The sequence below is a fragment of the Streptomyces sp. NPDC090741 genome (assembly GCF_044769045.1).
Lineage (GTDB): Bacteria > Actinomycetota > Actinomycetes > Streptomycetales > Streptomycetaceae > Streptomyces.
The window spans coordinates 942,482-969,115 of the sequence record NZ_JBIVXF010000001.1; the positions used below are offsets into that span (position 1 = coordinate 942,482).

At 73.1% G+C, this 26,634-nt stretch carries 22 protein-coding genes; 9 read left to right on the forward strand and 13 right to left on the reverse strand.

Features of this window, described 5'->3' with window-relative positions; all coding sequences use genetic code 11:
• Positions 1-285: 285 nt before the first annotated feature.
• The 3 genes from ACIQU4_RS04405 to ACIQU4_RS04415 all read right to left on the reverse strand — a co-directional run bounded on the left by ACIQU4_RS04405 (position 286) and on the right by ACIQU4_RS04415 (position 4,872).
• Positions 286-1,434, reverse strand: coding sequence for a VWA domain-containing protein (locus ACIQU4_RS04405; RefSeq protein WP_403725587.1), 1,149 nt, complete (start codon positions 1,432-1,434; stop codon positions 286-288).
• Positions 1,435-1,516: 82 nt separating this feature from the next.
• Positions 1,517-3,769, reverse strand: coding sequence for a DUF5682 family protein (locus ACIQU4_RS04410; RefSeq protein ID WP_403725589.1), 2,253 nt, complete (start codon positions 3,767-3,769; stop codon positions 1,517-1,519).
• Positions 3,766-4,872: an AAA family ATPase gene (locus ACIQU4_RS04415; RefSeq protein WP_403725592.1), complete on the reverse strand. Its 1,107-nt coding sequence runs from the start codon at positions 4,870-4,872 to the stop codon at positions 3,766-3,768. Before ACIQU4_RS04415 ends, ACIQU4_RS04410 begins: the two co-directional genes overlap by 4 nt.
• A 134-nt stretch (positions 4,873-5,006) precedes the next feature.
• Between ACIQU4_RS04415 and ACIQU4_RS04420 the strand changes: the two genes are divergently transcribed.
• Entirely contained in the window at positions 5,007-6,359 is a 1,353-nt protein-coding gene (locus ACIQU4_RS04420) for an SWIM zinc finger family protein (RefSeq protein ID WP_403725594.1), read from the forward strand.
• A 352-nt stretch (positions 6,360-6,711) separates the two neighbouring features.
• Positions 6,712-8,313: a DUF5691 domain-containing protein gene (locus tag ACIQU4_RS04425; RefSeq protein ID WP_403725597.1), complete on the forward strand. Its 1,602-nt coding sequence runs from the start codon at positions 6,712-6,714 to the stop codon at positions 8,311-8,313.
• A gap of 69 nt (positions 8,314-8,382) precedes the next feature.
• On the opposite strand, the gene ACIQU4_RS04430 is transcribed toward ACIQU4_RS04425, so the two are convergent.
• Positions 8,383-8,787: a cobalamin B12-binding domain-containing protein gene (locus ACIQU4_RS04430; RefSeq protein ID WP_385582523.1), complete on the reverse strand. Its 405-nt coding sequence runs from the start codon at positions 8,785-8,787 to the stop codon at positions 8,383-8,385.
• Positions 8,788-9,020: 233 nt separating this feature from the next.
• Here ACIQU4_RS04430 and ACIQU4_RS04435 point away from each other — a divergent pair, with 233 nt between their 5' ends.
• Both ACIQU4_RS04435 and ACIQU4_RS04440 read left to right on the forward strand, forming a co-directional pair.
• Positions 9,021-9,806 (forward strand): esterase/lipase family protein, encoded by a 786-nt coding sequence (locus ACIQU4_RS04435; RefSeq protein ID WP_403725599.1) that lies wholly within the window; start codon positions 9,021-9,023, stop codon positions 9,804-9,806.
• Between the two features lie 78 nt (positions 9,807-9,884).
• On the forward strand, positions 9,885-11,555 hold the full coding sequence (locus ACIQU4_RS04440; protein WP_403725602.1) for a peptidoglycan DD-metalloendopeptidase family protein: 1,671 nt from the start codon (positions 9,885-9,887) through the stop codon (positions 11,553-11,555).
• A 51-nt stretch (positions 11,556-11,606) separates the two neighbouring features.
• On the opposite strand, the gene pcrA is transcribed toward ACIQU4_RS04440, so the two are convergent.
• Positions 11,607-14,111 carry a DNA helicase PcrA gene (gene pcrA, locus ACIQU4_RS04445; RefSeq protein ID WP_403725605.1) on the reverse strand — a complete coding sequence of 835 codons (2,505 nt, stop codon included), beginning with the start codon at positions 14,109-14,111 and terminating at the stop codon, positions 11,607-11,609.
• The gene (locus tag ACIQU4_RS04450) at positions 14,095-14,445 is read right to left on the reverse strand and encodes an ArsR/SmtB family transcription factor (RefSeq protein ID WP_403725607.1); all 351 of its coding nucleotides are present in this window, start codon (positions 14,443-14,445) and stop codon (positions 14,095-14,097) included. The genes pcrA and ACIQU4_RS04450 overlap by 17 nt, the downstream gene beginning before the upstream one ends.
• Positions 14,446-14,572: 127 nt before the next feature.
• On the opposite strand from ACIQU4_RS04450, the gene ACIQU4_RS04455 reads away from it, so the two are divergent.
• From ACIQU4_RS04455 to ACIQU4_RS04465, 3 genes are all read left to right on the forward strand, one after another.
• A complete protein-coding gene (locus ACIQU4_RS04455; RefSeq protein ID WP_403725610.1) occupies positions 14,573-15,484 on the forward strand; it encodes an alpha/beta hydrolase in 912 nt (303 codons plus the stop codon).
• A gap of 26 nt (positions 15,485-15,510) precedes the next feature.
• Positions 15,511-15,864, forward strand: a complete 354-nt coding sequence (locus ACIQU4_RS04460) for a hypothetical protein (protein ID WP_403725613.1) — start codon at positions 15,511-15,513, stop codon at positions 15,862-15,864.
• Positions 15,865-16,012: 148 nt separating this feature from the next.
• On the forward strand, positions 16,013-17,062 hold the full coding sequence (locus ACIQU4_RS04465) for an NlpC/P60 family protein (protein WP_403725615.1): 1,050 nt from the start codon (positions 16,013-16,015) through the stop codon (positions 17,060-17,062).
• Between the two features lie 52 nt (positions 17,063-17,114).
• Here ACIQU4_RS04465 and ACIQU4_RS04470 read toward each other — a convergent pair whose 3' ends face one another.
• From ACIQU4_RS04470 to ACIQU4_RS04480, 3 genes are all read right to left on the reverse strand, one after another.
• Positions 17,115-18,227: an alpha/beta hydrolase gene (locus ACIQU4_RS04470; RefSeq protein WP_403725617.1), complete on the reverse strand. Its 1,113-nt coding sequence runs from the start codon at positions 18,225-18,227 to the stop codon at positions 17,115-17,117.
• 94 nt (positions 18,228-18,321) lie between these two features.
• Complete coding sequence (locus ACIQU4_RS04475; RefSeq protein ID WP_403725618.1) at positions 18,322-19,017, reverse strand: LuxR C-terminal-related transcriptional regulator; 696 nt, start codon at positions 19,015-19,017, stop codon at positions 18,322-18,324.
• Positions 19,014-20,309, reverse strand: coding sequence for a PspC domain-containing protein (locus ACIQU4_RS04480; RefSeq protein WP_403725620.1), 1,296 nt, complete (start codon positions 20,307-20,309; stop codon positions 19,014-19,016). The genes ACIQU4_RS04475 and ACIQU4_RS04480 overlap by 4 nt, the downstream gene beginning before the upstream one ends.
• Before the next feature lie 131 nt (positions 20,310-20,440).
• Between ACIQU4_RS04480 and ACIQU4_RS04485 the strand changes: the two genes are divergently transcribed.
• Both ACIQU4_RS04485 and ACIQU4_RS04490 read left to right on the forward strand, forming a co-directional pair.
• The gene (locus tag ACIQU4_RS04485) at positions 20,441-21,796 is read left to right on the forward strand and encodes a PspC domain-containing protein (protein ID WP_403725622.1); all 1,356 of its coding nucleotides are present in this window, start codon (positions 20,441-20,443) and stop codon (positions 21,794-21,796) included.
• Positions 21,783-22,007 (forward strand): hypothetical protein, encoded by a 225-nt coding sequence (locus ACIQU4_RS04490; RefSeq protein WP_385582490.1) that lies wholly within the window; start codon positions 21,783-21,785, stop codon positions 22,005-22,007. Before ACIQU4_RS04485 ends, ACIQU4_RS04490 begins: the two co-directional genes overlap by 14 nt.
• On the opposite strand, the gene ACIQU4_RS04495 is transcribed toward ACIQU4_RS04490, so the two are convergent.
• From ACIQU4_RS04495 to guaA, 4 genes are all read right to left on the reverse strand, one after another.
• A complete protein-coding gene (locus ACIQU4_RS04495) occupies positions 21,953-22,417 on the reverse strand; it encodes a TQO small subunit DoxD (RefSeq protein ID WP_403726005.1) in 465 nt (154 codons plus the stop codon). The two genes, ACIQU4_RS04490 and ACIQU4_RS04495, sit on opposite strands and share 55 nt — an antisense overlap.
• Before the next feature lie 112 nt (positions 22,418-22,529).
• On the reverse strand, positions 22,530-23,780 hold the full coding sequence (locus ACIQU4_RS04500; RefSeq protein WP_403725625.1) for a hypothetical protein: 1,251 nt from the start codon (positions 23,778-23,780) through the stop codon (positions 22,530-22,532).
• A 117-nt stretch (positions 23,781-23,897) separates the two neighbouring features.
• Entirely contained in the window at positions 23,898-24,725 is an 828-nt protein-coding gene (locus tag ACIQU4_RS04505) for a class II aldolase/adducin family protein (RefSeq protein WP_403725627.1), read from the reverse strand.
• 117 nt (positions 24,726-24,842) lie between these two features.
• Positions 24,843-26,435 carry a glutamine-hydrolyzing GMP synthase gene (gene guaA / locus ACIQU4_RS04510; RefSeq protein WP_403725629.1) on the reverse strand — a complete coding sequence of 531 codons (1,593 nt, stop codon included), beginning with the start codon at positions 26,433-26,435 and terminating at the stop codon, positions 24,843-24,845.
• Positions 26,436-26,634 lie beyond the last annotated feature (199 nt).

The window sequence follows — 26,634 nt, forward strand, 5'->3', positions numbered from 1 at the left end:
ACGGCGCTGTCACTAGGGAGGCGCACACGGTGACCGTGGACGCGGCATGTCCGTCCCGCAGGTTATCCCCGTGGGACGTGGGTCCCTAAATCGCAGATCACACCTGAGCGGTGATACCTGTCACAGATCCCCTCACCGTTGAGCTGGATGTTCGTGTGATCAGCCAGGCGCGGTGGCGCACGGCGGGGACGGATCGCGACCCCGCCGCGGGAGGGATCGGGGCCGCGGGGCGGGGCGGGGCGCGGGGCTCGGCAGGAGGGGATCGACAGGTCGGTCAGGGGAGGGTCAGGGGACGGGCAGGGGGCGCTTCTCCAGGGCCGCGGCCATCACGTCCGGGAACAGGTCGGGGGTGCAGGCGAAGGCCGGAACCCCAAGTGCCGCAAGGGCTGTGGCGTGTTCGCGGTCGTAGGCGGGAGCCCCCTCGTCGGACAGCGCGAGCAGGGTCACGAACTCGACGCCGGACGCCTTCATCGCCGCGACGCGGCCCAGCATCTCGTTGCGTATGCCGCCCTCGTAGAGATCACTGATCAGGACGACGACGGTGTCGGCGGGACGGGTGATCTTGGACTGGCAGTAGGCGAGGGCGCGGTTGATGTCGGTGCCGCCGCCGAGCTGCGTGCCGAAGAGGACGTCGACCGGATCCGCCAGCTGATCCGTCAAGTCGACGACGGCGGTGTCGAACACGACGAGCCGGGTCGCGATCGAACGCATCGAGGCGAGCACCGCGCCGAAGACGGAGGCGTGGACGACGGAGGCCGCCATCGAGCCGGACTGGTCGATGCAGAGGATCACCTCTTTCTTCACCGCCCGGGCGGCGCGCCCGTATCCGACGAGCCGCTCGGGAACGACGGTGCGGTGCTCGGGCAGGTAGTTCTTCAGATTCGCCCGGATGGTCCGGGCCCAGTCGATGTCCGCGTGCCGGGGGCGGCCGGTGCGGGCGGAGCGGTCGAGGGCGCCGGTGAGGGTGGCCCGGGTGCGGGACGCGAGCCGCTCCTCCAGCTGCTCGACCACCTTGCGGACGACGGCGCGGGCCGTTTCGCGGGTGGTCTCGGGCATGGCCTTGTTGAGGGAGAGGAGGGTGCCGACGAGGTGCACGTCGGGCTCGACGGCCTCCAGCATCTCGGGCTCCAGGAGGAGGGAGGCGAGGCCGAGCCGCTCGATGGCGTCCCGCTGCATGATCTGGACGACGGAGCTCGGGAAGTACGTACGGATGTCGCCGAGCCAGCGGGCCACGTGCGGCGCGGAGCCGCCGAGCCCCGCACTGCGCTGCCCGCCTCTGCCGTAGAGCGCCGAGAGCGCGGTGTCCATCGCGGCATCCCGTCCACCGAGCACGCACCCGGTCCCGTCCTCCTCCCCGCCGAGCACCATCCGCCACCTCCGCAGCCGGTCCTCTCCGGAGGCGTCTGCCACTGCCGAGTCCCCTGTACCGGTCATCTCCCCGTCCCCTTCCGCTTCCGCTGTTCGTCCTGTCCACCGCCGGTTGCCCGCCCGCGGCCCGTCCGCTGCCCGGCGGCGGTCATGCCGGTGGGCCGGAGAGGAGGAGGGCGAGGACCGGGAGCACCGCGTCCGCGCGGGACGGGTCCAAGGCGGGGGCGAAACCCGCGGGGGCACCGCCCGGTGCGGGCTTCGGCGAGCGGCCCCGGCGGACCAGCTCCCCCAGGCTCCGCCTGACTCCGGGCTCGTACGCCCCGAACGTCCGCCGCAGCAGCGGGAGTACGTCCGTGAAGGCCCGCTCCGGGACCCCGGCCAGCCAGGTGTCGATCAGCGCCAGCAGCCTCTCGTCGTGGACGAGGAGCGTGCCGTCCTGCGCGAAGCCCTCTATCCAGCCCGCCGCGTCGGGCGGCGGCGCCGCCGGGGACAGGGCCAGGCCCATCAGGCGTGCCGTCTCGTCGGCCGGCAGGCGTCCGTCGTCCAGCAGCAGTCGGGCCGCCCGGCCGCGGATCAGCCCCGGCACCCTGTCCCGGCCGGCCAGCACCCGCAGCAGCGCCGACCAGCGCTCCCGCAGGCCCTCCTCGTCCAACAGCCCGATCGCGCCGTGCACGGCGTCCACATGGCCCCTCAGTTCCGCGGCCGACTCCGCGTCCAGCCCCGCCGCGCAGGCCGGCGGCAGCGCCACGCATATCCGCTCCGCGAGCCCGCCCGCGACCGTGGCCAGCGCCGACGCGTCCGTCCCCCGTACGTCCCCGTACCGCAGCGAACGGGCCAGCGCCGGCAGGGCCTTGGCGAGATGCGCCACGTCGGTGTCCAGGGCGGCCCGGTCCGCGAGGGCCCGCAGTACGGCGGGCAGTGCCCCGGACAGCCCGGCCAGCAGGCACCGCTCGGCCAGCGCCGTCACCTCGCCGAGCTCCGCCGCCCCGGCCGCGTCCGCCTCGGCCTTGGCGGTGGCGGCCGCCACGACCGTCGTACCCCAGATCCCGGCCTCGGCGACCCGCACCGACAGCTCCGGCTCCCACCGCAGCCGCCACGTCTCGCGGAAGGTCCCGGTGCTCCCCCGCGAGGCCGCCGGCGCGCCCCAGTCGATGCCGAGCAGCCGCAGCCGGTGCAGCAGCACGGACTTCGCCGCGTCGGTGTCCTTGCGCAGGTCGAGCTCCAGCTCGCGCTCCTGCGCCTCGGCCTTGAGCCGCAGCGAGCGCTGCTGCCGGGTCAGGTCCCGCTGCAACGGGACCACGGGGGCCCCGTCGGGGACCTCGCCGAGCACGTCCCCGACGACCAGGCGGTCCTCGATCAGCGCGAGCGGTACGTCGGAGCCGTCGCACATCACCGCCCGGACCGCCTCCAGCGTCTCCGTCAGACCGGGCAGGGGTCTTCCCCGCATCGCGGCCAGCGTCCCGGCCAGCCGGACCGCCTCGATGACGTGCGCCGGCGAGACCTGCCGGTCCTCCTCCCGGAGCAGCCCGGCGACCTTGGTCAGCCACCGCTCCACCGGCCGGTCCCGGGCCGCGAACAGGTGCGCGTACCAGCCGGGCGAGGTGATGCCCGCGCCGTACCCGCCGGCCCGGGCGAGCCGCCGGTGGGTCCAGGGGACCCAGGCGGTCTCCACCTTGACCTTGGGGAGCCCGGTCAGCAGCGCCTTGTCCGCGGCCACCGTGGTCCTCGCGCCCAGCGCCGGCACGTGCCAGGCCCCGCACACCACGGCGTACCCGTCACCGAACTCCCGGCGGGCGGCCCGCATCCGCTGCCGCATGTACGCCTCGCGCACCCGGTCCCGGGGGTGGCCCCCGTCCCCGTACACCTCGCGCAGGGCCCCCATGGCCTCCCCGAGCGCCTCGAACGCGCCGAGCGGATCCGCCGCCCCCGGGCCGCGGTGCTCGACCACGTCCTCCCACCAGCGCTCGGGGTCGTCGTACCCGGCGGTCTCGGCCAGCACCGCGAGCGGATCCAGCCGTACGGAGTCGGCCTCGTCCGGGTCGGTGCCGGTCCGCGCGGCCAGCGTGTGCGCGGCCGGGAGGTCGATGAACCGGACCGGAACCGGTACCTCCTGCTCCTGCGCCCAGCGGATGGCGACCCACTCCGGCGAGAACGCGGCCAGCGGCCAGAACGCGGCCCTGCCCGGATCATCGGCGGCGTGCGCGAGCAGGGCGACGGGCGGCCGCATCCCGGGATCGGCGGCCAGCGCAAGCAGCGCGTCCCCCTCCGGAGGGCCCTCGATCAGCACGGCCGCCGGACGGGCCGCGTCCAGGGCCGCCCGCACCGCACGGGCCGAGCCCGGCCCGTGGTGCCGTACGCCCAGCAGCAGCGGCCCCCGCCGCCCGGCGGCCGGCCCGCTCATGCCGTCACCTCCCGGCAGGCGCGGTAGAAGTCCTTCCAGCCGTCCCGCTCGCGCACCACGGCCTCCAGGTACTCCTGCCAGACGACCTGGTCGGCGGCCGGATCCCGGACCACGGCGCCGAGGATCCCGGCGGCCATGTCGGACGCGCGCAGGACGCCGTCCCCGAAGTGGGCGGCCAGCGCCAGGCCTCCGGTGACGACCGATATGGCCTCCGCGGTGGACAGCGTGCCGCTCGGCGACTTCACCTTCGTACGCCCGTCGGCGGTGACCCCGTCGCGCAGCTCGCGGAAGACGGTGACGACGCGGCGGATCTCCTCCAGCCCCTCGGGCACGGCCGGCAGGTCGAGGGCGCGGCCCATCTGGTCGACGCGGCGGGCGACGATCTCGACCTCGGCGTCGGCGGTGGCGGGCAGCGGCAGCACGACGGTGTTGAAGCGGCGGCGCAGCGCACTGGAGAGCTCATTGACCCCGCGGTCGCGGTCGTTCGCGGTGGCGATGAGGTTGAAGCCGCGCACGGCCTGCACCTCCTGGCCGAGCTCCGGTATCGGGAGCGTCTTCTCGGACAGCACGGTGATGAGGCTGTCCTGGACGTCGGCCGGGATGCGGGTGAGCTCCTCGACGCGGGCGGTCGAGCCCTCGGCCATGGCCCGCATGACGGGGCTCGGTACGAGGGCCTCGCGGCTGGGCCCGTGGGCGAGGAGGCGGGCGTAGTTCCAGCCGTACCGGACGGCCTCCTCGGGAGTGCCGGCGGTGCCCTGGACGAGGAGGGTGGAGTCTGCGCTGACGGCGGCGGCCAGGTGCTCGGACACCCAGGTCTTGGCGGTGCCGGGGACGCCGAGCAGGAGCAGGGCGCGGTCGGTGGCGAGGGTGGTGACGGCGACCTCGACGATGCGGCGCGGCCCGACGTACTTGGGCGTGATGACGGTGCCGTCTTCGAGGGTGCCGCCCAGGAGGTAGGTCGCGACGGCCCACGGGGAGAGCTTCCAGCGCGTCGGGCGGGGCCTGTCGTCGGCGGCCGCGAGGGCTTTCAGTTCCTCCGCGAAGGCGTCTTCGGCGTGCGGTCGCAGCGCGTCTGCGCCCTTGTCGTTCTCGGACATGGTCATGGTCCCCCTCCAATGCTCGACAGCCGTTCCCGACTGCTGGAACAACCGTGCACCACACCACTGACAACGCCCCTCCCCGTCAACGTTGTTGCAGGTCAGGGCGATTGTCAGTGGGGGTCTCTACGGTGGAACACATGACTGAGCAGGGGGTCCGCTGGACAGCGGAACAGGTACTGGCTCTGGCTCCTGACGATGCGTCGCGCAAGGAGGGGGCCAAGCTGGGCAGGGCGGGTCCATGGTCGCTTACCGGAGGTTCCGCTTCCGGTTTGGTGTGGGGGTTGTGCAAGGGCAGCGGCAGCACGCCGTACCGGACGGTCGTGGACCTCAAGGGCCCGGCGTACACGTGCTCCTGCCCGAGCCGGAAGTTCCCGTGCAAGCACGCGCTCGGGCTGCTGCTGCTCCGGGCGGCGGAGGGGGTCGCCGAGAGCGGTGAGGTGCCGGACTGGGCGGCCGAGTGGTCGACGGGGCGGGAGGCGGGGCGGGCGGCGAAGGCCGCGCGCCAGGCGGCCGCGCCGGACAGACCGGCGGACGGGGAGGCGGCGAAGCGCCGGGCCGAACGGAGGGCGGCCCGGATCGGCGCGGGGGTCGCCGAGCTGGAACAGCGGCTGGAGGACGTACTGCGCAGCGGCCTGGCCGGCCAGCAGCAGGCCGGGTACGGGCCCTGGGAGGAGACCGCGGCGCGGATGGTCGACGCCCAGGCGCCGGGACTGGCGGCCCGGGTGCGGGAGTTGGGGACGATACCCAGTTGCGGTCCCGGATGGCCCGCCCGGATGCTGGAGGAGGGCGCGCTGCTGCACCTGCTGAACCGGGGCTGGCTCGGTTTGGCGGGCCTGCCGGAGCCGCTCGCCGCGACGGTCCGGAGCAGGGTGGGGCTACCGGGTACCGCCGCGGAGGGGGAGGTCGTACGGGACCGCTGGCTGGTGCTGGCCCAGTACGACTCGGTGTCACCGGACGGCAGGCTCACCACCCGCCGGACGTGGCTGCACGGGCTGGGGAGCGGGCGCCCGGCCCTGGTACTGGACTTCGGACCGCCGGGGCGGCCTCCGGCTCTGGCACTGCCCGTAGGGCTGGCGGTGGAGGCGGAAGCTCGCTTCCGGCCCGGTACGGCGGGGCTGCGGGCGGATCTCGGGGAGAGGTCCGCGGCGGCCGCACCGGGCCGGGCCCCGGCCGGGGTCGGTACGGGGGCGGCACTGGAGGCGTACGGGGCGGCGCTGCGGGAGGACCCGTGGCTCGACGCGTGGCCGGTGGTGCTGGGCCCGGTGATCCCGATACCGGGGGAACTGGGCTGGCAGCTGGCGGATGCGGAGGGCACCTCCGCGCTGCCGGTCACTCCGGCCGGCGGCGCCGGATCCCGGTCCGGGCTGTGGCAGCTGGCCGCGCTCTCGGGCGGCGGCCCGGTCACGGTGTTCGGCGAATGCGGACACCGCGGATTCACTCCGTTGACGGCGTGGCATCCGGGCTGCCCGGAACCGGTCGCCCTGGGGTGACGGGGCCGGGGGGCGGGGCCGCGTCTTTCGGATCAGGGCGGATCAGCCCGGGGCGTCTGGTGCCGTGCATCGCAAGGCCGAGGAGGGAGTCGACGTGGTGTGTCGGCGACCGACGAGAACGCGGCGAGGCGCGGTGCCAGACGCCCCGGGCCCGCCCTGAGCCGAAAGACACGGCCCAGTAGGGGAGGGAGCGTTGGCGCGGGGGCGCTGACGTGCACGAACGACGAAGCCGGGGGGCTTTTGTGAACGACAACCACGCAAGCTGAAGGGTCGACCGACGGGGCACGAAATCAGCTCCGGTCCCGCGGAGGGGGCGGGACCGGAGCACTGCACGACGAGAGGGAGGGGCACGGTGACCACGACGGGGACGACACCGGGCGCGGGTGCGGGGGACGGCTACGGGGAGTGGGAGGAGTTGGTCGGGGTCGCGGTGCTGGGGACCGCGCGGCGCAAGGGGCGTCCGGGGGCGCTGCTGGACGCGGCGGCGGTGCAGACCGTACGGCGGCGGGCCGGGCTGCGGCCCGCCGCGGCGGGGCCGCGGCCGGAGCCCGCGCCGCTGGATCCGCGGCCGGCTCCCCCGGCGGCGGCCCGGCGGCGGCTCGCCCAGCTGCTGGCCGGCCGGACCGGCACGGGCAGCGGCGGCGGGCGCCGCGGGGCCGCCCCGGACCTGATGGAGCTGCTGCCGCAGTGGCTGGCCGCCGCCGGGCGGCACGGGTACCGGGCGCCGCACGCGCTGGTGCCGGCGCTGCTGGACGCGGCGCGGGCCCGTACGGACCTGCGCGCCCCGGCATTGGCCCTGACCGGGGCGCGGGGGCTGTGGCTGGCCCGGCTGAATCCGGACTGGCGGTTCGCCCTGCGCGGCGGGGCGGGCGGCGCCGGGGAACTGCCCGACCCCGCGGACCGGGTGGGGGTGGAACGGCTGTGGCAGGAGGGGCTGTTCGCGGAGCGTGTGGCCCTCCTGGGCGCCGTACGCGCACACGAGGCGGCGGCCGCGACGCGGTTGCTGTCGACGACCTGGGCCACCGAGCGGGCCGAGGACCGGCTGATGTTCCTCGACTCGCTGCGGGTGGGGCTGACGGGAGGGGACGAGCCGTTCCTGGAGGCGGCCCTGGGCGACCGGAGCCGCAACGTCCGGGCGACGGCCGCCGAGTTGCTGTCCGCGCTGCCCGAGTCGGCGCTGGCCGGACGGATGGCGGAGCGGGCGCTGGCCTGCGTGGGGCCGCAGGGGGTGACTCCGCCGGCCGAGTGCGATGCGGGGATGCTCCGTGACGGGGTGGTCGAACGGCCGCCCGCCGGGCGGGGGGAGCGGGCCTGGTGGCTGGGCCAGTTGGTGGAGGCGGCGCCGCTGTCCTGCTGGCGGGAGCGGTTCGGGGGGCTCGGCCCGGCGCAGATCGTGGCACTGCCGGTGGCCGAGGGCGAGAGCTGGCGGGAGGAGCTGCACGCGGCATGGTGCCGGGCGGCGGTGCGCCAGCGTGATCCGGTGTGGTCGAAGGCGCTGCTCGGCTCGGCGTCGGCGCCGCCCGCGACGGCCCCGGGCACGGCGTCGCTCGCGGAGCGGGCGAAGCTGCTGTCGGTCCTGCCGGACGGGGAGCGGGCGGAGTGGGTCGCGGAGTTCATACGGGCCCACGGCCTTTCGGAGGCCTTCCAGCTGCTCGGGGTGTGCGTGGTGCCGTGGGCGGGGACGCTGGGGCGGGCGGTGGTGGACGCGCTGGACGCCGCGCGGGAGGCGGGCAGCTACCCGTGGAGCTTCAGCGGGGTGATGGGACTGGCCGAGCGCTGCCTGGATCCTGCGGAGGCGGAGCGGCTGGAGGCGGTGGTGGCGCAGGGCGCCGGTTTCGCCGACCCGGCGGAGGCCTCTTCCGGCGCCGCCGCGTACTGGGCCGAGGCCTTCCAGCGCCTGGTAGCCACCCTGCGCCTGCGCGCCGCGATGCTCTCGGAACTCGCTCCCGCCTGACCGCCGCCAACGGCCCGCGACCCGATGGCCCGGCGACCCGGGCGGGGTCGGCGGGCCGGGCGTCGGGGGCTACGCGGTGCGGACGTGGGTGCGGACCCAGTCGACGATCGATGTCGTCGTTGCGCCGGGGGTGAAGATCTCGGCCACGCCCTTGGCCTTCAGCGGGGCGATGTCGTCCTCCGGGATGATGCCGCCGCCGAAGACCTTGATGTCCTCCGCCTCACGCTCCTTGAGGAGTTCCAGGACGCGCGCGAACAGCGTGTTGTGGGCGCCCGAGAGGATCGAGAGCCCGATCGCGTCGGCGTCTTCCTGGATGGCGGTGTCCACGATCTGCTCGGGGGTCTGGTGGAGGCCCGTGTAGATGACCTCCATACCCGCGTCCCGCAGCGCACGCGCGATCACCTTGGCCCCGCGGTCGTGGCCGTCGAGACCCGGCTTGGCCACCACCACACGGATCGGACCGGTCACACCCATCGCACTGCCTCCCGAGTGAACGAACGTTAAGTACAGCATCGCGCACACCCCCGTTTCACGGTCAACCAGGAGGGGGAAATCACACGTGGGACGGCGTTGATTCACCGCCAGGGGAGCCGCACCGGGGGCGCCGCGCCACCGTACCGACAGCCGCACGGCACGGTGGCGCGGTCGGCCGCGGCCCAAAGGCCCATTCCAAAGGCGCCGTCCCAGAAGGCTGAGGGGGGCCGTCGATGGGGGTGTCCATACCCGTACCCGTTTCCGGGGCCGCACTGCGGGCGGGCGTGCTGGAGGCAGTGGTCCTCGGCGGCCACCTGCTGCTCTACCCGACCGGGATACTGTCCGAGAAGCCCGCCGGGACCCATGGAAAAGACCTCGGGCGGCCGCCCGTGCTCCTGCTGCACGGGTTCACCGACAACCGGTCCGTCTTCGTCCTGTTGCGCCGCACCCTCGCCGCGGGCGGGCGGCGGCACGTGGAGACGTACAACTACTCCCCCTTCACCCGCGATCTGCGCGTCACCGCCCGCCACCTCGCCCGGCGCGTCGAGGAGCTGTGCGAGCGCACCGGGCAGGAGCGGGTGGACCTGGTCGGGCACAGCCTGGGCGGGCTGGTCGGGCGGTACTACGTCCAGCGCCTCGGCGGCGAGGCCCGCATCCGCACGCTCGTCACGCTCGGCACCCCGCATTCCGGCACGCGGGTCGCCCCCTTCATGGACGCCCACCCGCTGGTCCGGCAGATGCGCCCGGACTCCGAGGTGATGGCCGAGCTGCGGGCGCCGGCGCCCGGCTGCCGGACCCGATGCGTGGCGTTCTGGAGCGAGTTCGACGAGCTGATGGACCCGACCGAGACGGCCCGCATCGAGCACCCGGACCTCCACGCGGAGAACGTGCAGGTCACCGGCATCGGGCACCTCGCCCTGCCCGCGCATCCCGCCGTCACGGCAGCGGTCCGGCGCGCCCTCGACGAGCCCGGTCCGGCCGCCCTCACGAGCCTCGGAGACGCCGCTTCCGTCGCGTGAACGCCAACCCACCGAAACTCGAACGGATTTCGAACTCAAGGCCAAGGCTCGGCCTTGCCGCGACCGAAAGACGGCCGAATGCCCGGTTCCGCAAAGCTCGAAACCCCTGGAAGATTGTCGTTGCCAGTAACCGCCGGGTACAGTCACGCCACTGCTCTCCCCAAGGAACCTCCCGTTCCCTGGCCACCCAGGCCCCCCACTGCCGAGGCGAAAGAGAAGTTGGTGAACGACCGCCCCTCGTCGGGCCTGTACCCCGATTCCGGGTACGACGGCCTTCCCAACACCACTTTCGCTGGTGACTCGCCCTACGTTTCCTACGAAACACAGGGTCAGGGGTACGACTACGCCTCCGCCTACCCCTCGTACGAGACCGGCGCGTACGACGCCACCGCCTGGTCCGCGCAGGACGGTTACGCGCAGGACGGTTACGCGCAGGACGGCGGCTACCTGTCGACGATCCCCGCCCAGGGCGGCGTCCCCGAGGACGCCGGGACCGGGCAGTGGGACGCGAGCGCCTGGAACCAGCAGAGCGCCGGCACCGACTACCAGGCCACCGCCACCCCCCTCGGCTACGAGCAGACCGGGCAGTGGGCGATGCCGGGTTACGGCACCACGGGCACCGAGACCGGTGCGTACGACGCCACCGCCTGGAACACGGTCCCGCAGCACGAGCAGCAGACCCAGACCTTCTCGTACGACCACCACCAGTACGAGTACCAGCAGCAGCACCAGCAGCAGCAAGAGACGGCTTACACCTACGAGGCCCCGGCCGCCGGCGTCTACAGCGAGACCGCCGTCTTCGAAGTCCTCGACACCGAGGGCACCGAAAGCCCCGAGCCGGACTTCGGTCTCGACCTCGACCTCGACCTGGACCTCGACCTCGCGGCCGACCCCGTGCACGACCTGCCCACCCAGGCCATGCCCGTCACCCCGGACGCCGCGCCCGCGCCCCGCGCCTCGCGCCGTGCCGGTGCCAAGACGAAGTCGGCGCCCGCCGCTGCCGCCACCTCCCGGCGCCGCACCCCGGCGAAGCGTTCCGCCCTGCTGACCGTGGCCGTTCCCTCCGCCTGCGTGATGGGCGTCGCCGGTGTCGCGGCCGCCTCCGTCGGCGGACTCACCGCCGCGGACAAGCCCGCCGAGGACACCACCACGATGGCCGCGCCCGACCCGGCATCGGTGAAGCCCGTCGCGGCGAACAGCAAGCTCGACACCCAGCTGACGGCGCTCAGCGCCGACGCGGGCGACTTCGCGGACCGCGCGAGCCGCACGCAGGAACGCATCGACCTGCGCCAGCGCCAGGAGGACGACAAGAAGCGGAAGGCGGAGGAGGAGGCGGCCAAGGAAGCGGCCCGCCCCAAGTTCGCGATCCCGGTCGAACAGCACGGCCTCAGCGCCAGCTTCGGCCAGGCCGGCGGCATGTGGATGTCCGTGCACACCGGCATCGACTTCCCGGTCTCGTACGGCACCCCGGTCATGTCCGCCACCGACGGCACCGTGCGCACGCAGTGGAACAGCGCGTACGGCAACATGGCCATAGTGACCTCGCCCGACGGCACCGAGACCTGGTACTGCCACCTCAGCAGCACCAAGATCCGGTCCGGCAAGGTCAAGGCGGGCGACGTCATCGCCTACTCCGGCAACTCCGGCAACTCCACCGGCCCGCACCTCCACTTCGAGGTCCGGCCCGGCGGCGGCGCGGCGATCGACCCCCTGCCCTGGCTCCGCAGCCACGGCCTGGACCCGACCTAGACCCGCCCGGAGCCCGGGAAGCAATCCCCCGGGCCCGGCCCGCCCGCCCCCTTACAGCTTCTGCACCGGCGCGTAGCGCAGCAGCAGGCGCTTCGGCTTGTCGTCCCCGAAGTCCACGGTGGCCTGCGCGTCCGCGCCGGCGCCCTTGACCTCCATGACCGTGCCCAGCCCGAACTGGTCGTGCGTGACCCGGTCCCCGACCGACAGCGCGATGACCGGCTTGTCGGCGGCCCGGCGCGTCGCGAACCCGGACGGCCCCGACTTCGTACGCGACGAGGACAGGAACGCCTCCGGCGAGGTCCCGAACGTGGCCTTGCCGCCCCCCGAGCCGGAGGACCCGTACCCCGAGCCCGAACTCCGCATCGGGCCCGCCGGCTTCTGCGCCGCCCCCGAGCGCTTCCACTGCAGGTACTCGGCCGGGATCTCCTCCAGGAACCGCGACGGCGGGTTGTACGAGGGCGTGCCCCACGCGCTGCGCATGCTGGACCGGGTCAGGTACAGCCGCTCGCGCGCCCGCGTGATGCCGACGTAGGCGAGGCGGCGCTCCTCCTCCAGCTCCTTGGTCTGACCCAGGGCCCGCATGTGCGGGAAGACCCCGTCCTCCATGCCGGTCAGGAAGACCACCGGGAATTCGAGGCCCTTGGCGGTGTGCAGGGTCATCAGCGTGATGACGCCCGAGCCGTCCTCGTCCTCGTCCGGGATCTGGTCGGAGTCTGCGACGAGCGCGACCTGCTCCAGGAACTCCGCGAGAGTGCCAGGGTTGTCCTCTCCCCGGGCCTGCTCGAACTCCAGAGCCACGGCCGCGAGTTCCTGGAGGTTCTCGATGCGCGTCTCGTCCTGAGGGTCGGTCGAGGCCTGGAGCTCGGCGAGGTAGCCCGTACGCTCCAGGACCGCCTCCAGCACCACGGCCGGGCCCGCGCCCGAGTCGACGATCGTGCGGAGCTCCTCCATCAGCACGTTGAACCGCTTCACCGCGTTGGTCGAGCGGGCGGCCATGCCGAATGCCTCGTCCACGCGCCGCAGCGCCTGCGGGAAGGTGATCTTCTCGCGCATCGCGAGCGCGTCGATCATCGCTTCCGCGCGCTCGCCGATGCCGCGCTTGGGTACGTTCAGGATCCGGCGGAGCGGGACGTTGTCCTCCGGGTTCGCGAGGACGCGCAGGTACGCGAGGACGTCGCGGACCTCCTTGCGCTCGTAGAAGCGGACGCCGCCGACGACCTTGTACGGGAGTCCGACCCGGATGAAGATCTCCTCGAACACACGCGACTGCGCGTTCGTCCGGTAGAAGATCGCGACGTCGCCCGCCTTGGCGTCCCCGGCGTCCGTCAGCCGGTCGATCTCGTCGGCGACGAACTGCGCCTCGTCGTGCTCGGTGTCCGCGACATAGCCGGTGATGACGGCGCCGGTGCCGGCCTGGGTCCACAGGTTCTTGGCGCGGCGGTTCTCGTTGCGCTCGATGACCGCGTTGGCGGCGGAGAGGATCGTCTGCGTGGAGCGGTAGTTCTGCTCCAGCAGGATCGTCGTCGCGTCCTTGTAGTCCTCTTCGAACTGGAGGATGTTGCGGATGGTCGCGCCGCGGAAGGCGTAGATCGACTGGTCGGCGTCACCCACCACGCACAGCTCGGCCGGCGGCAGGTCCGGGTAGCCGGTGCCGACGAGCTCGCGCACCAGCGTGTACTGGGCGTGGTTGGTGTCCTGGTACTCGTCCACCAGGACGTGGCGGAAGCGCCGCCGGTAGTGCTCGGCGACGTCCGGGAACGCCTGGAGCAGGTGGACGGTCGTCATGATGATGTCGTCGAAGTCGAGCGCGTTGGCCTCGCGCAGCCGCCCCTGGTACATCGCGTACGCCTGGGCGAGGGTCTTCTCGAAGCCGTCGGCGGCCTGCCCGGCGAAGGCGTCCTCGTCGATGAGCTCGTTCTTGAGGTTCGAGATCTTGGCGTTGAAGGCCTTGGGCGGGAACTTCTTCGGGTCCAGGTCCAGGTCGCGGCAGACGAGCGCCATCAGGCGCTTCGAGTCGGCCGCGTCGTAGATCGAGAAGGACGAGGTGAAACCGAGGCGCTTCGACTCGCGGCGCAGGATCCGCACGCACGCGCTGTGGAAGGTGGACACCCACATGGCGTTGGCGCGCGGGCCGACCAGGCTCTCGACGCGCTCCTTCATCTCGCCGGCGGCCTTGTTGGTGAAGGTGATCGCCAGGATCTGGCCGGGGTGGACGTTCCGCGCGGCCAGCAGGTGGCCGATGCGGTGGGTCAGGACCCGGGTCTTGCCGGAGCCGGCGCCGGCCACGATGAGCAGCGGGGAGCCGGCGTGCACGACGGCCGCGGCCTGCTCCTCGTTCAGCCCGTCCAGGAGCGTCGCGGGGTCGATGACGGGCTTGGGGGCGCCGTCCCGGTAGTACGCGTCACCGCTCCCCCCACTGCCGACGGCCACGTCGAACCGGCCCCCGAAGAGATCGTCCGCGCCCTCGTCCGGGGCGGGGTGATCCTCGGGCGGCGGGGGGACCTCGTCGGAGGGGGTGAGGTCCGCCAGGAAACTGTCGTCAAAGAGGCTGCTCATCGCATTCCGAGTCTAGGGGTCGGGACCGACACGCCAGTACGAGTTCCAGGAGACCGGGGAAGCGCAGTTCCAGATCGTCGCGGCGCAGCGCGAGGTAGAGCTTGCGGCCCTGCGGGCGCTGGCAGATCACCCCGCCCTCGCGGAGCGTCTTGAGGTGGTGGGTGACGCTCGATCGGGGCAGGTCGGGCACCACTTCGCCGCAGAACGTCTCCTCGCCGGAGGCGAGCTTGCGGACGATCTCCAGGCGGACGGGGTGGCCCAGGGCCGCGAGCACCTCGGCCAGGTCGAGGTCCTCGGCGCAGGGATGGGTCGTCGGCTCGGCGGCGGCAGGCATGCCCTCACTGTACGCAGATCTCGTACGGAGATTGCCAGACCATTCGAAGATCTCGTACAGTCACGCCCACCGCGACCGTACGAAATCTTCGAACGGTCGGTCGACGCACTGGCAGGAGGGACCTCCCATGCCCAGCAGCAGCATCAGCCCGTTCACCGAGACCCCGCTCGACGACGCCGCACTCGCCGCCTCCCTCGACGGCGGCTTCACCAGCCACCACGCCGACGTCAACGGCACCCGGCTGCACTACGTCGAGGGCGGCGGCGGCGAGCCGCTCGTCCTGCTCGGCGGCTGGCCGCAGACCTGGTGGCAGTGGCGCAAGGTGCTGCCCGCCCTGGCCGCCCGCCACCGCGTGATCGCCGTGGACCTGCGCGGCATGGGCGGCTCCGCCAAACCCGCCACCGGGTACGACAAGAAGACCCTGGCCCGCGACATCCACGTGCTGCTCGGCCGGCTCGGCATCGCGAGCGCGCACGTCGTGGGCCATGACATCGGCGCGATGGTGGCCTACGCGTTCGCCGCCAACCACCCCGAGGCCACCCGGAAGATCGCCCTCCTGGACGTGTCCCACCCCGAGGAGAGCTGGGCCCGGCAGACCCTGCTCCCCCAGCAGGGGCAGCGCCACAAGTGGTGGTTCGCCTTCAACCAGGTCCACGGCCTCCCCGAGCAGCTGCTCGCCGGCCGCTTCCACCTCCTGCTGGACTGGCTGTTCGAGAACGCGGCCGCCGACCCCGGCTCCGTCGACGCGCACGCCCGCGCGGTGTACGCCCGCGCCTACGAGGCACCGGAGGCGGTGCGCGCCGCCAACGACTGGTACCGGACCTTCACCCAGGACATCGCCGACATGGCGGCCTACACCCCGGTGACCGCGCCGATCCTGGCCCTGGGCGGCGAGTACAGCAACTACGAGAGCCTCGTGACCGCCGTCCCCGCCCTCGGCACCGACACCCGCGTGGTCCGCGTCGACGGCAGCGGACACTACCTCCCGGAGGAGCGGCCGGAGGTGGTCGTGGAGGAGCTGACCCGCTTCCTGGGCTGACCGGGAGCCCCCGTACGCTCGACGCCATGGACGTACTCATCAGTGTCTTCGTGGGCCTGCACATCATCGGGATCGCCTCCCTCCTGGGCGGCTTCCTGACCCAGATGAAGGCGATGAGCGCCGGCACCGCCCGCTTCGTGCCCGCAATGCTGCACGGCGCGCTGACGATGCTCGTCACCGGCGTCCTGCTGGTCGGCTTCCGCGAGATGGACGGCGGCCACGTCAACAGCATCAAGATCGGCGTGAAGCTCGCCGTCCTCTTCGTGATCCTCGCGCTCGTCTACGTGAAGCGGGACGAGGAGCACGTGGACAAGGCGCTGTTCGGTGCGGTCGGCGGGCTGACCGTGGTCAATATCTTCATCGCCGTCCTCTGGCACTGATCCCGGCACCGAACCACAACGGCCACATCCGGTCATCTCAGGTCACGTCGGAGCACTTGCGGTCATCTCGTCATCCGACCGTTACTTTCCGGTCTAGCGTCCTCCTCCAAGCACCGAGCTCCCGAGCGAGGAAGGACGTGAGGCCCTCGTGGCCAGTCACCGAAAGCCCAGGCAGCGCCCGCTCCATCCGCTCTCCCGCGGCACCGTGCGGACCGCCGCGACGCTCGCCCTCGCGGGCGCTGCCACCGCCACCGCCTTCGAAGGCACCTCGCAGGCCGACCCCCGGCAGACGCCCTCCCAGGTGAAGGCCGAGGTCGACCGGCTCTACGAGGAGGCCGAGGAGACGGCCGAGCGGTACAACGGGGCGAAGGAGCAGGCCGACGAGGCCCAGCGCGCGCTCGACGCACTGCGCGACGAGACCGCCCGCAAGACCGACCGGCTCAACACCGCCCGCCGGGCGCTCGGTTCCCTGGCCGCCGGCCAGTACCGCACCGGCGGCCTGGGGCCCGCCATGCGGCTGGCGCTGGCCGAGAACCCCCAGGACTACCTGGACCAGGCCTCGTTCCTCACCCGGACCGGCGACCGCAGCGCCGCCGAGGTCTCCTCCGTACGACGCGGGCTCGACGAGGTCGGGCAGCTCAAGGACAAGGCCGCCGGCCGGCTCGCCGACCTGCGCGCCCGCGAGGGCGAACTCGCCGAGTACAAGGCCACCGTCGAGGGCAAGCTCGACACCGCCAAGCGGCTGCTGGCCAAGCTCACCGCCGAGGAGCGGGCCGCGTACGAGGCCCAGTCGGGCGGCGCGGCCCCGGCCGGTCCGCGAGCCACGGCCCCGGCGCCGCCTGCGGACGGGTCGCGCGCCGCCCGCGCGGTGGCCTTCGCGTACGGGGCGATCGGCAAGCCGTACGTCTGGGGCGCGACGGGACCGGGCTCGTTCGACTGCTCCGGCCTGACCCAGGCGGCCTGGCGCTCGGCCGGGGTCTCGCTCCCCCGTACCACCTACACCCAGATCAACGCGGGGCAGCGGGTCTCCCGTGACCAGCTGGCCCCCGGTGACCTGGTGTTCTTCTACTCCGGGGTCACCCACGTCGGCATGTACATCGGCAGCGGCCAGATGATCCACGCCCCGCGCCCCGGGTCGACGGTCCGCGTGGCGCCGATCGACTCGATGCCCTGGGCGGGCGCCTCCCGCCCGGCGTGAGCCTCCCGCCCGGCGTGAGCCCGCTGCCCGAAGGCCCTGCGGCGCCCGGGCCCTACGGCGCCTTGACCTGCGTGGTCAGCCAGCCGAAGGCCTGCGGGAGCTGCTTCGACCACGAGTCGAGGTTGTGCCCGCCGGTGACCTTCTCCGCGTGCACCGCGGTCGGGGTCTGCGCGATGCCCTTGAGGTCCGTGCCGGACAGGTAGCCGTCCTGCTCGGCGCCCGACATCCACAGCGAGACCGCCGGCGGCGTGGGCGCGGCCTTGAGCAGGGCCTTCAGGTTGTGGGTGCGGCGCATCTCCGGGTCCTGGGCGACCAGCGACGTGGGCTCCTGGCCCGGGTCGTTGTAGCCGGACAGGGAGACGGCCGCGCTGTAGCGGTCGGGGTGCAGGATCGCCAGCTTGGCGGCGCAGTACGCGCCCGCCGAGTACCCGGCCACGCCCCAGGTGCGGGCCTCGTCGGAGGCCCGGAAGTTGTCGACGACCATCTTGCGGACGTCGACGCTGAACCAGCTGTCCGCGTTGACTTTGCCGGGGATGTTCGCGCATCCGGTGTCGCCGTTGCCCAGCAGCATCGCGCGCGGCGAGACCAGGATGAACGGCTGCACCTTGCCGCTCTTCATCAGCGGCTCCAGCACCTCGGCCGCCTTGAGCCCCTGGAACCAGGACTTGCCCGTCCCCGGTATGCCCGGGATCAGCTCGACCACCGGGAACTTCTTGTTCTTGAACGCCGGGTCGTCGTACTGCGGCGGGAGCCACACCATGACGTCGCCCTTGACCCCGGAGATCTTGCCGTCGAGCTCGGTCTTCTTGACCCGGCCGCCGAGACCGTCGACCGGCTGGAAGTTCTGCAGGACCTTCGGCTCCGCCTTGACCTCCGCGGCCTTCTTCCCGCCGAGCCCGTCCGCGCCGAGGTCGGGAGCGGCCGTGACGTACTTGCCGGTGCCGAGCAGATCGCCCCAGGAAGCGTAGAAGGTCTCCTGCCGGTTCACCGAGATGAACACCAGCGCGACGGCGGTGACCTGGGCGAACACCACCATCAGGGCCCGGGTCGACACGCGTACGACGGCGGGGCCGCGCACCTTGCTCCACACGGCCAGCGGCAGGAGAACGGCGATCGCCGTGAGGGCGATCGCCGTCGCGAACAGGGGGAACCCCGTCAAGCTCATCACGCCACCCAAGAGGGCGGCCCGGCACCGCGCGGTTGCCCCCGCACCCTGCGGCGTCGGTCACACCCGCGCGGATGTCGGACCAGCGCGGACGTCACACCAGGCGGCGTGCCGTCGCCCAGCGGGTCAGTTCGTGCCGGTTGGAGAGCTGGAGCTTCCTGAGCACCGCCGAGACGTGGGACTCGACGGTCTTCACCGAGATGAAGAGCTGCTTGGCGATCTCCTTGTACGCGTACCCGCGCGCGATCAGCCGCAGCACCTCGCGCTCGCGCTGTGTGAGGCGGTCCAGGTCCTCGTCGACCGGCGGCGCGTCCGTCGAGGCGAAGGCGTCGAGCACGAAGCCCGCCAGCCGCGGCGAGAACACCGCGTCCCCCTCCTGCACCCGGAAGACCGAGTTCACCAGGTCGGTCCCGGTGATGGTCTTGGTGACGTACCCGCGCGCGCCGCCCCGGATGACCCCGATGACGTCCTCGGCGGCGTCCGACACCGACAGGGCCAGGAACCGCACCGGGTTCTCGGTGGCCGCCATCAGCGGGGCGCAGCGCCGCAGCACCTCGACCCCGCCGCCGCCGGGCAGGTGCACGTCGAGCAGGACCACCTCGGGGCGGGTGGCGGTGATGACGGTGACGGCCTGGTCCACGTCGGCCGCCTCGCCGACGACCTCGACCCCGGTCCGGGCGGTCTCGCCGATCTCGGCCTGCACGCCCGCGCGGAACATCCGGTGGTCGTCGACGAGCACCACCCGGACGTGCCTGTCCACTGCCGTGCTGCCGGTCGTCTCCTCGGTCATGCTGCGTTCGCCGCCCTCTCCATCTCCAGCTCGACTTCCGTGCCGCCGTCGGGCGCGGACCGCAGCCGTGCGGTCCCGCCGTTGCGCTGCATCCGGCCGATGATCGATTCTCGTACGCCCATGCGGTCGTCCGGTACCGCGTCGATGTCGAAGCCCGGCCCCCGGTCCCGTACGGACACGAACACCGTCTGCCCCTCCACCTCGGCGTACACCTGCACCGGCCCGCCCTCGCCACCGTACTTGGCGGCATTGACCATCGCCTCGCGCGCGGCCTGGATCTGTGCACCGAGCCTCTCGTCGAGCGGGCAGTCTCCGACCACGACGACCTCGATCGGGACCCCGTGGTGGTCCTCCACCTCGGCGGCCGTCTTCTTGACGGCCTCCGCGAGGGTGGTGGGCTCCTCGGCCTCGTCCTTGCCGGTTCCCTCCGGCTTGTACAGCCAGTTCCGCAGCTCCCGCTCCTGCGCGCGGGCGAGGCGGCGCACCTCGCCGACGTCCTCCGCGTTGCGCTGGATCAGGGTCAGGGTGTGCAGCACCGAGTCGTGCACGTGGGCGGCGACCTCGGCGCGCTCCTGGGCCCGGATGCGCATGAGGCGCTCCTCGGAGAGGTCCTGGGTCATCCGTATCAGCCAGGGGCCGGCGAGCAGGGCCGTGCCGACGAGGACGGCGAGGGCCGCGGTCAGTACGTTGCCGAGCTGCGCGGCCGAGCCGCGTACGACGATGAAGACGGTCAGGCCGACGCCGACCAGGGCGACCCCGGCGAACCCGCGGGCCATCTGGAGCAGGCGCGCGTTGCGCCCGGCGGCGGCGCCCCAGTGGGCGCGGCGGGCGTTGTCGGCCTGGCGCCATACGAGGACCACACCGGCGCCGACCAGCAGCGTCGGCCACACGTACCGGCCGGAGGTGCCGCCGAGCTGGACCTTGGAGATGAAGATGCCGGCGCCGATGCACAGCGCGATGAGGGCGGTGATCTGCCCCCGGTCGGGTTTGCGCAGGCGGCGGCTGCCGTCGGAGAGGGTCTCGAAGAAGGAGCGGTGCCCGGTGCGGCCGCCGACCCCCAGCGGTACGAAGACCCAGAACGCGGCGTACAGCAGTACGCCGAGCCCGTCGCCCCACATGAACAGGCCGAGGAACGCGAGCCGGACCCAGACGACCGGCAGCCCGAGGTGCCCGGCGAGACCGCGCGCTACACCGCCGAGCATCCGGCCGTCGGCGCTGCGGTAGAGCTTGCGCTGCGGCGGTTCGTCGGCGTCTGCCGCATGCGGGGGACGGGGGGCGGTGGAGACGGGCATGCCATTGATGGTCACACGCGGGCGGCGTACGGAACATCAGGGCAGCCCCCCAGTTCTGTCGGGGGGATATCAGGGTTGTGCCAGGGTCGGGCCCGGTGCCGCGGGGCGCGGCGGGTTGCCACCATGGAGCCATGACCAAGCACGACTCCCCGCCGCCGACCGGTACGGCCCCGCCGCCGGGCGACCGACCCGCAGACCGGCCCGCAGACCGGCCCGCAGACCGCGCCGCCGACCGGCCGCCGCTGCGCCGCAGCAAGCGCGACAAGGTCCTCGCGGGCGTTTGCGGCGGCCTCGGCCGGTACTTCGACCTGGACCCGGTGATCTTCCGGATCGTGCTCGGCGTCCTCGCGGTCACCGGCGGGGTCGGCCTGATCTTCTACGGCTTCGCGTGGCTGCTGCTCCCGGTGGAGGGCGAGGACGACAGCGAGGCGAAGAAGCTGCTGACCGGCCGGGTCGAAGGCGCCACCCTGGCCGCGGTGTTCGCGGCCCTGGTCGGCTGCGCGCTGTTCCTGTCGATGCTGGACAACGGCGGGCTGGCCGTGTTCTCCGTCCTGGTCATCCTGGCCCTGGGCGGGGCCTCGTACTGGTCGCAGCGCCGCCGGAAGGCCGCCGCCCCCGAGGCCGAGCCGCAGGCGGCGCACCGCCCGGCCCCGCCGGAGACCCAGGCTCCGCCCGTGCCCGGCAGCCCGTCCTGGTGGCGGGACCCACTGGTCAAGGACGGCACGACCGGCCCCGTGGGATCCACCGGGTACCTGTGGGGGCCGGACGACTCCGCCGACGCCAACGCCGCGCGGAACATCGGGGGCGGCCGCGCCGCGCAGGCCCCCGAGCGGGCCGCCGCCCCGAAGTTCCCGCGCGGCGGTATCGGCGGCCGGGTGTTCGTCCTGGCGCTGCTGGCCGGGGGCGCCGCCACCGCCGCGGTCTGGCAGGGCAGCACCCTCTCGCACGCGTTGCAGATGGGTCTGGCCTCGTCGCTCGCCGTCTTCGGGCTGGGCCTCGCGGTCAGCTCCGTCAAGGGCCGCACCGGCTTCGGCACCATCCTGCTGGCGGTGATCACCGCCGGGCTGCTGGCCGGCGCCTCCGCGCTGCCCCGCGAGATCGGCACCGACTGGAAGTCCGTGGAATGGCGCCCGGCCGCGGTGGCCGACGTCAGACCCGTCTACACGGCGGGCACCGGGCTGGCCACGCTGGACCTGAGCCGGCTGGACGTACCGAAGGGCACCACGCTGTCCGTCCGCGCCACCGTGGAGGCCGGCCGGCTCAAGGTGATCGTGCCCCGCGAGGTCACCGCGCAGGCCGACGTCTCGGTGAAGCTGGGTGACATCCACATGCCCGGGGAGACCAGCCAGGACGTACGCATCAAGAGCGGCGGCGAAACCCAGCAGGCGACCCTGAAGCCGTCCGCCGGCACCGAGGCCGGGGGAACGATCGAGCTGCACCTGAACGCAGGTGTCGGACAGGTGGAGGTGGCCCGTGCCGCGTCATGAGTTCCAGCCCGGTCGGCTGCTGGCCGGCCTGATCCTGGTGGCGGCGGGCGTGCTGTACCTGCTCGACGCGACCGGGGAGGCGGATCTGCCCTGGTTCCTGGTCATCCCGATGACCATGGGCGGGCTCTGCCTGGCCGCGCTGGTGGGGGTGGTGACCTACGCAGTGCGCCGGGACCGGCGCGACCGGATCAGCGAGTCCAGCGAGAGATAGGGCGCACCGGCCAGGATCATCGGGATCCAGGCCATCAGGTAGACCAGGTCGTTGCCGTAGTAGTACGGGGTCACCTGCCAGGACACCGTGAGCCACAGGCTGAGCGAGATCAGCGCTCCGCCGGTGGCCGCGATCCGGGTCAGCAGGCCGGCCAGGATGCCCAGGCCCACCAGGAGCTCCCCGACGGCCAGCACCGCACCGAACCCGACGGGCGAGAGCAGCGCCCAGTCCACCAGGGCAGGGATCGCGGAGGTGTCGCGCACACCGTGCATCTGCTCGCCGATGGAGCCGGCGCCGGAGGCGGACAGGAACGCGGAGTCGGTCAGCTTGTCCAGGCCCGCGTAGACGAAGGTCACGCCGAGGAAGATCCGCAGCGGCAGCAGGGCGTACCGGGCGGCCTGTTCCCGCAGTCCGGAACGGCCGGGCGAGCCGGTCGACCCGGACGAGCCGGACGAGCCGGACGAGCCGGAGGGACCGACGGAAGGGACATCAGTTCGGGTCACGTCCCATGTGTACCCCGGTTCACTCGGCCACGTCGATGGTGCAGCGGTTGGATTCCACTCCGGCGGCCGTCACCACCTGCACCTCGATGCGTCCGGGTTCCACTTCCGCCGGGACCGGCACCGTCAGCGCCGAGTCCGAGGGGTTGGTGAACCCGCCCGCGACCGGCACCAGCGGCACGTGCACGTGGACCGCCCCGACCCGTACGACCAACCGGGCCAGCATCTCCGGCGTCTGCGCCCCGGGCGGCACGAAGCCCACACCGCGGATCTCGATGTCGTCGCCCGGCCGGATGGCCGCGTCGAGGTCGCCGGGCTCCCGTCTGCGGACCACCGACAGGATCAGCGGACGCGTCACCTCGGCGTACTTCGCCGCCAGGTACACCGCCGCCGACAGGGCCACCAGCATGGCCAGCGCCCACGGCAGCCGCGGCAGCCGGTCCGGGAACCGGGCCATCGACACCGCCGCGAAGGCCAGGACCACCGTGGAGACCAGCACGTACTGCGCGTCCGGGAAACTCCCCCGGCCCGCGTCGTCCGTCAGCAGGTCCACCCCGCGCGGCCGGTCCGCCGGCAGCTTCTGCATCCGCTGGCCCATGATCCGTACGGTGACCACCCGGCGCACCAGCACCGCCACGGCCGAGGTCAGCGCGACCACCGCCAGCAGCGGCAGCGCCCGCCCGAGCGCCAGCCCCGCGTACAGGGCCTGCCGTCCCGGGCCGGGCGGCGAGGCCGCCAGCCGCAGCGCGGGCAGCAGCGCGGCGAACGCCGTCAGCACCACCCAGGCGCTCGGCACCGCCTTCGAGGTGGACAGCCGGTTGTCCTCGCCGACCAGCGGGGCGAGCAGCCCGCCGCGCAGCGACTGGGCGCGGGCGGCGACCGTGAGCAGCCCGGCCAGGACCACCGCCGCGAGCAGCCCGGCGGTGCGGGCCGTGGACCAGCCGGTGCCGAGCGCGGTGCCGACCTGCACCAGCAGCAGCACTCCGGCGGCGATCCACACGGCGAGCACGGCCCGCCGCGAGAACAGGTACAGCCAGGAGTTGCCGGCCTCCCGGCCCCGGTCGGCGACCGTACGGGCCGACAGGGTCAGCTCGTCGGAGACCCACTGCCGGGACGCCCCGGCGGACCGGGCCACCGCGGCCGGAAGCCCCTGGCCGGCCGCGAACTCGTCCCGCTTCTCGGTGAACGCGGCGACTGCGCGCCGGTGCCCCTCCTGCGCGCCGTGCGGGCAGTCGTCGCAGGTGCAGGCGCCGCCGTGGGTGCTTCGGGACATCTCTTGGACAGCCACGTGCGTGCCGCCTCTCTGAACTACGGTGCAATGCCAGCGAATTGTGCACCACTGCGGCAGTGCTCCGGATTGCGCACGATGTCAGAGCAGGTGATTAACCGTTCATGATGTTGACGCCACCCGCCCGGCCCCGTCGTGCCAGGGGGCGACGGTCTGCCATAGGGGCTGGTAGCTGACCCAGGCGGCGAGATCCGTGCCGAAACGCTCCCGGGCGGCGAGCGCCGCGCGGTGGTCTATCGGTACCGGCTTCCCGGCGGCCCGCGCGATCAGCTGCACCTGCGCCGCCCGCTCCGCCGCGATGAACCACCAGGCCGCCGCGTCCACGGAGTCGCCGACCGTCAGCAGCCCGCGGTTGCGCAGGACGAGCGCCTTGTACGGGCCCAGGGCGCGGGCGATCCGCCCGCCGTCCTGCGGCCCGGCGAACCCGTCCAGGAGCGCGTGGTCCTCGTAGAAGGCGCAGGCCTCCTCGCTGATCGGGGCGAGCAGCTCCCCGAGCGCGGCCAGCGCCCTGCCGTACGGGCCGTGCGCGTGCACCACCGCCACCGCTTCGGGGCGGGCCCGGTGCACGGCCGCGTGCACGGCGAAGGCCAGCTCGTTGACCCGGTGCCCGCCCCGGCGCACGCGCCCGTCCCCGTCGACGAGCAGCAGGTCGTCGGCGGTGAGTGCGGACAGGGCCTGCCCGAACGGGTTCACCCAGTGGCAGTCCGCGAACTCCGGGTCCCGCACGGTGATGTGCCCGGCGACCCCGTCCTCGTACCCGAGGCGGCCGAACAGCCGCAGCGCCCCGGCGAGCCGCTCCTTGCGGTGCGCGCGCTCCTCGGCCGGTTCGGCGTGGACGGGCGGCAGCGCGAACCGCAGCCGGTCCACCGGTACGGGTGCGGGCGCGGGCGCGGGTACGGACGCGGGTACGGGTACGGGCTGATCCGGCATGACCCCCTCCTTCGGCTCGCCGCGCAAGGTACCGGCGGCCGCACCAAGTGGCCATACACGCGGCGAAGCCGCCGCTCCCGGGGGAACGGCGGCTTCGTCACGGGCGTCGGGCGGGGACTACTCCCACTCGATGGTGCCCGGGGGCTTGCTCGTGCAGTCGAGGACGACGCGGTTCACGTCCGGCACCTCGTTGGTGATGCGGGTGGAGATCCGCGCGAGCACCTCGTACGGCATGCGCGTCCAGTCCGCGGTCATCGCGTCCTCGGAGGAGACGGGGCGCAGCACGATCGGGTGGCCGTACGTACGGCCGTCGCCCTGGACGCCGACGCTGCGGACGTCCGCGAGCAGGACGACCGGGCACTGCCAGATCTCACGGTCCAGGCCGGCCGCGGTCAGCTCGTGGCGGGCGATGGCGTCGGCCTCGCGGAGCAGGTCCAGGCGCTCCTTGGTGACCTCGCCGACGATGCGGATGCCCAGGCCCGGGCCCGGGAAGGGCTGGCGCTGGACGATCTCCTCGGGCAGGCCGAGCTCCTGGCCGACCATCCGGACCTCGTCCTTGAACAGCTGGCGCAGCGGCTCGACGAGCTCGAACTCGATGTCGTCGGGCAGGCCGCCCACGTTGTGGTGGGACTTGATGTTCGCGGTGCCGGTGCCGCCGCCGGACTCGACGACGTCCGGGTACAGGGTGCCCTGGACCAGGAAGGCCACCGCCGGGCCGTCCTCCTGGAGGATCTCCAGCTGGGCCTGCTCGAAGACGCGGATGAACTCGCGGCCGATGATCTTCCGCTTGGTCTCCGGGTCGGAGACCCCGGCCAGCGCGGTCAGGAAGCGCTCCTGCGCGTCGACGACCTTCAGCTGCACGCCGGTGGCGGCGACGAAGTCCTTCTCGACCTGCTCGGTCTCGCCCTTGCGCATCAGGCCGTGGTCGACGTACACGCAGGTCAGCTGGGAGCCGATGGCCTTCTGGACGAGGGCCGCGGCGACCGCGGAGTCCACGCCGCCGGAGAGGCCGCAGATGGCGCGCTTGTCGCCGACCTGCTCGCGGATGGCCGCGATCTGCTCCTCGACGATGTTGCCGGTGGTCCAGGTGGGCTCCAGGCCGGCGCCGCGGTAGAGGAAGTGCTCCAGCACCTGCTGGCCGTGCGTGGAGTGCATCACCTCGGGGTGGTACTGCACGCCGTACAGCTTCTTCTCGTCGTTCTCGAAGGCCGCGACCGGGACGACGTTCGTCGACGCGGTGACGGTGAAGCCCTCGGGGGCGGCGGAGCAGGCGTCGCCGTGGGACATCCACACCGACTGGTTCTCGGGGGTGCCCTCGAAGAGGGTGGAGCCGGCCTTGGAGACGGCGAGCGGCGTACGGCCGTACTCACGGGCGCCGGTGTTGTCGACGGTGCCGCCGAGGGTGGTCGCCATCAGCTGGAAGCCGTAGCACATGCCGAAGACGGGGACGCCGGACTCGAAGAGGGCGCGGGTGTCGTCCAGGCGCGGAGCACCCTCCTCGTACACCGAGGACGGGCCGCCGGAGAGGATGATCGCCTTCGGGTCCTTGGCGAGCATCTCGGCCACCGGCATCGTGCTGGGGACGATCTCGCTGTAGACCCGTGCCTCGCGGACGCGGCGGGCGATGAGCTGGGCGTACTGGGCGCCGAAGTCGACGACGAGAACCGTGTCCGGGGCGCTGTCGTGGGCGGCGGAGGGTGCTTCTGGCACGGGGCGGCCTTCCGGCGGAAGAGGGTGGCTGTTTTGTCGATTCTACCGGTGGCGCCGGCCGCCACTTTGTCGCACCATCCGAGGCCCACGTCACGGTCCGTCTCACGATCCGGGCCGGGTTGGCCCGGAGGGCGGTGGGCCGACATAATCCGGTTCATGCGCAAGCAGCTGAGCTTCCTCTTTACCTATGGCACCGGCC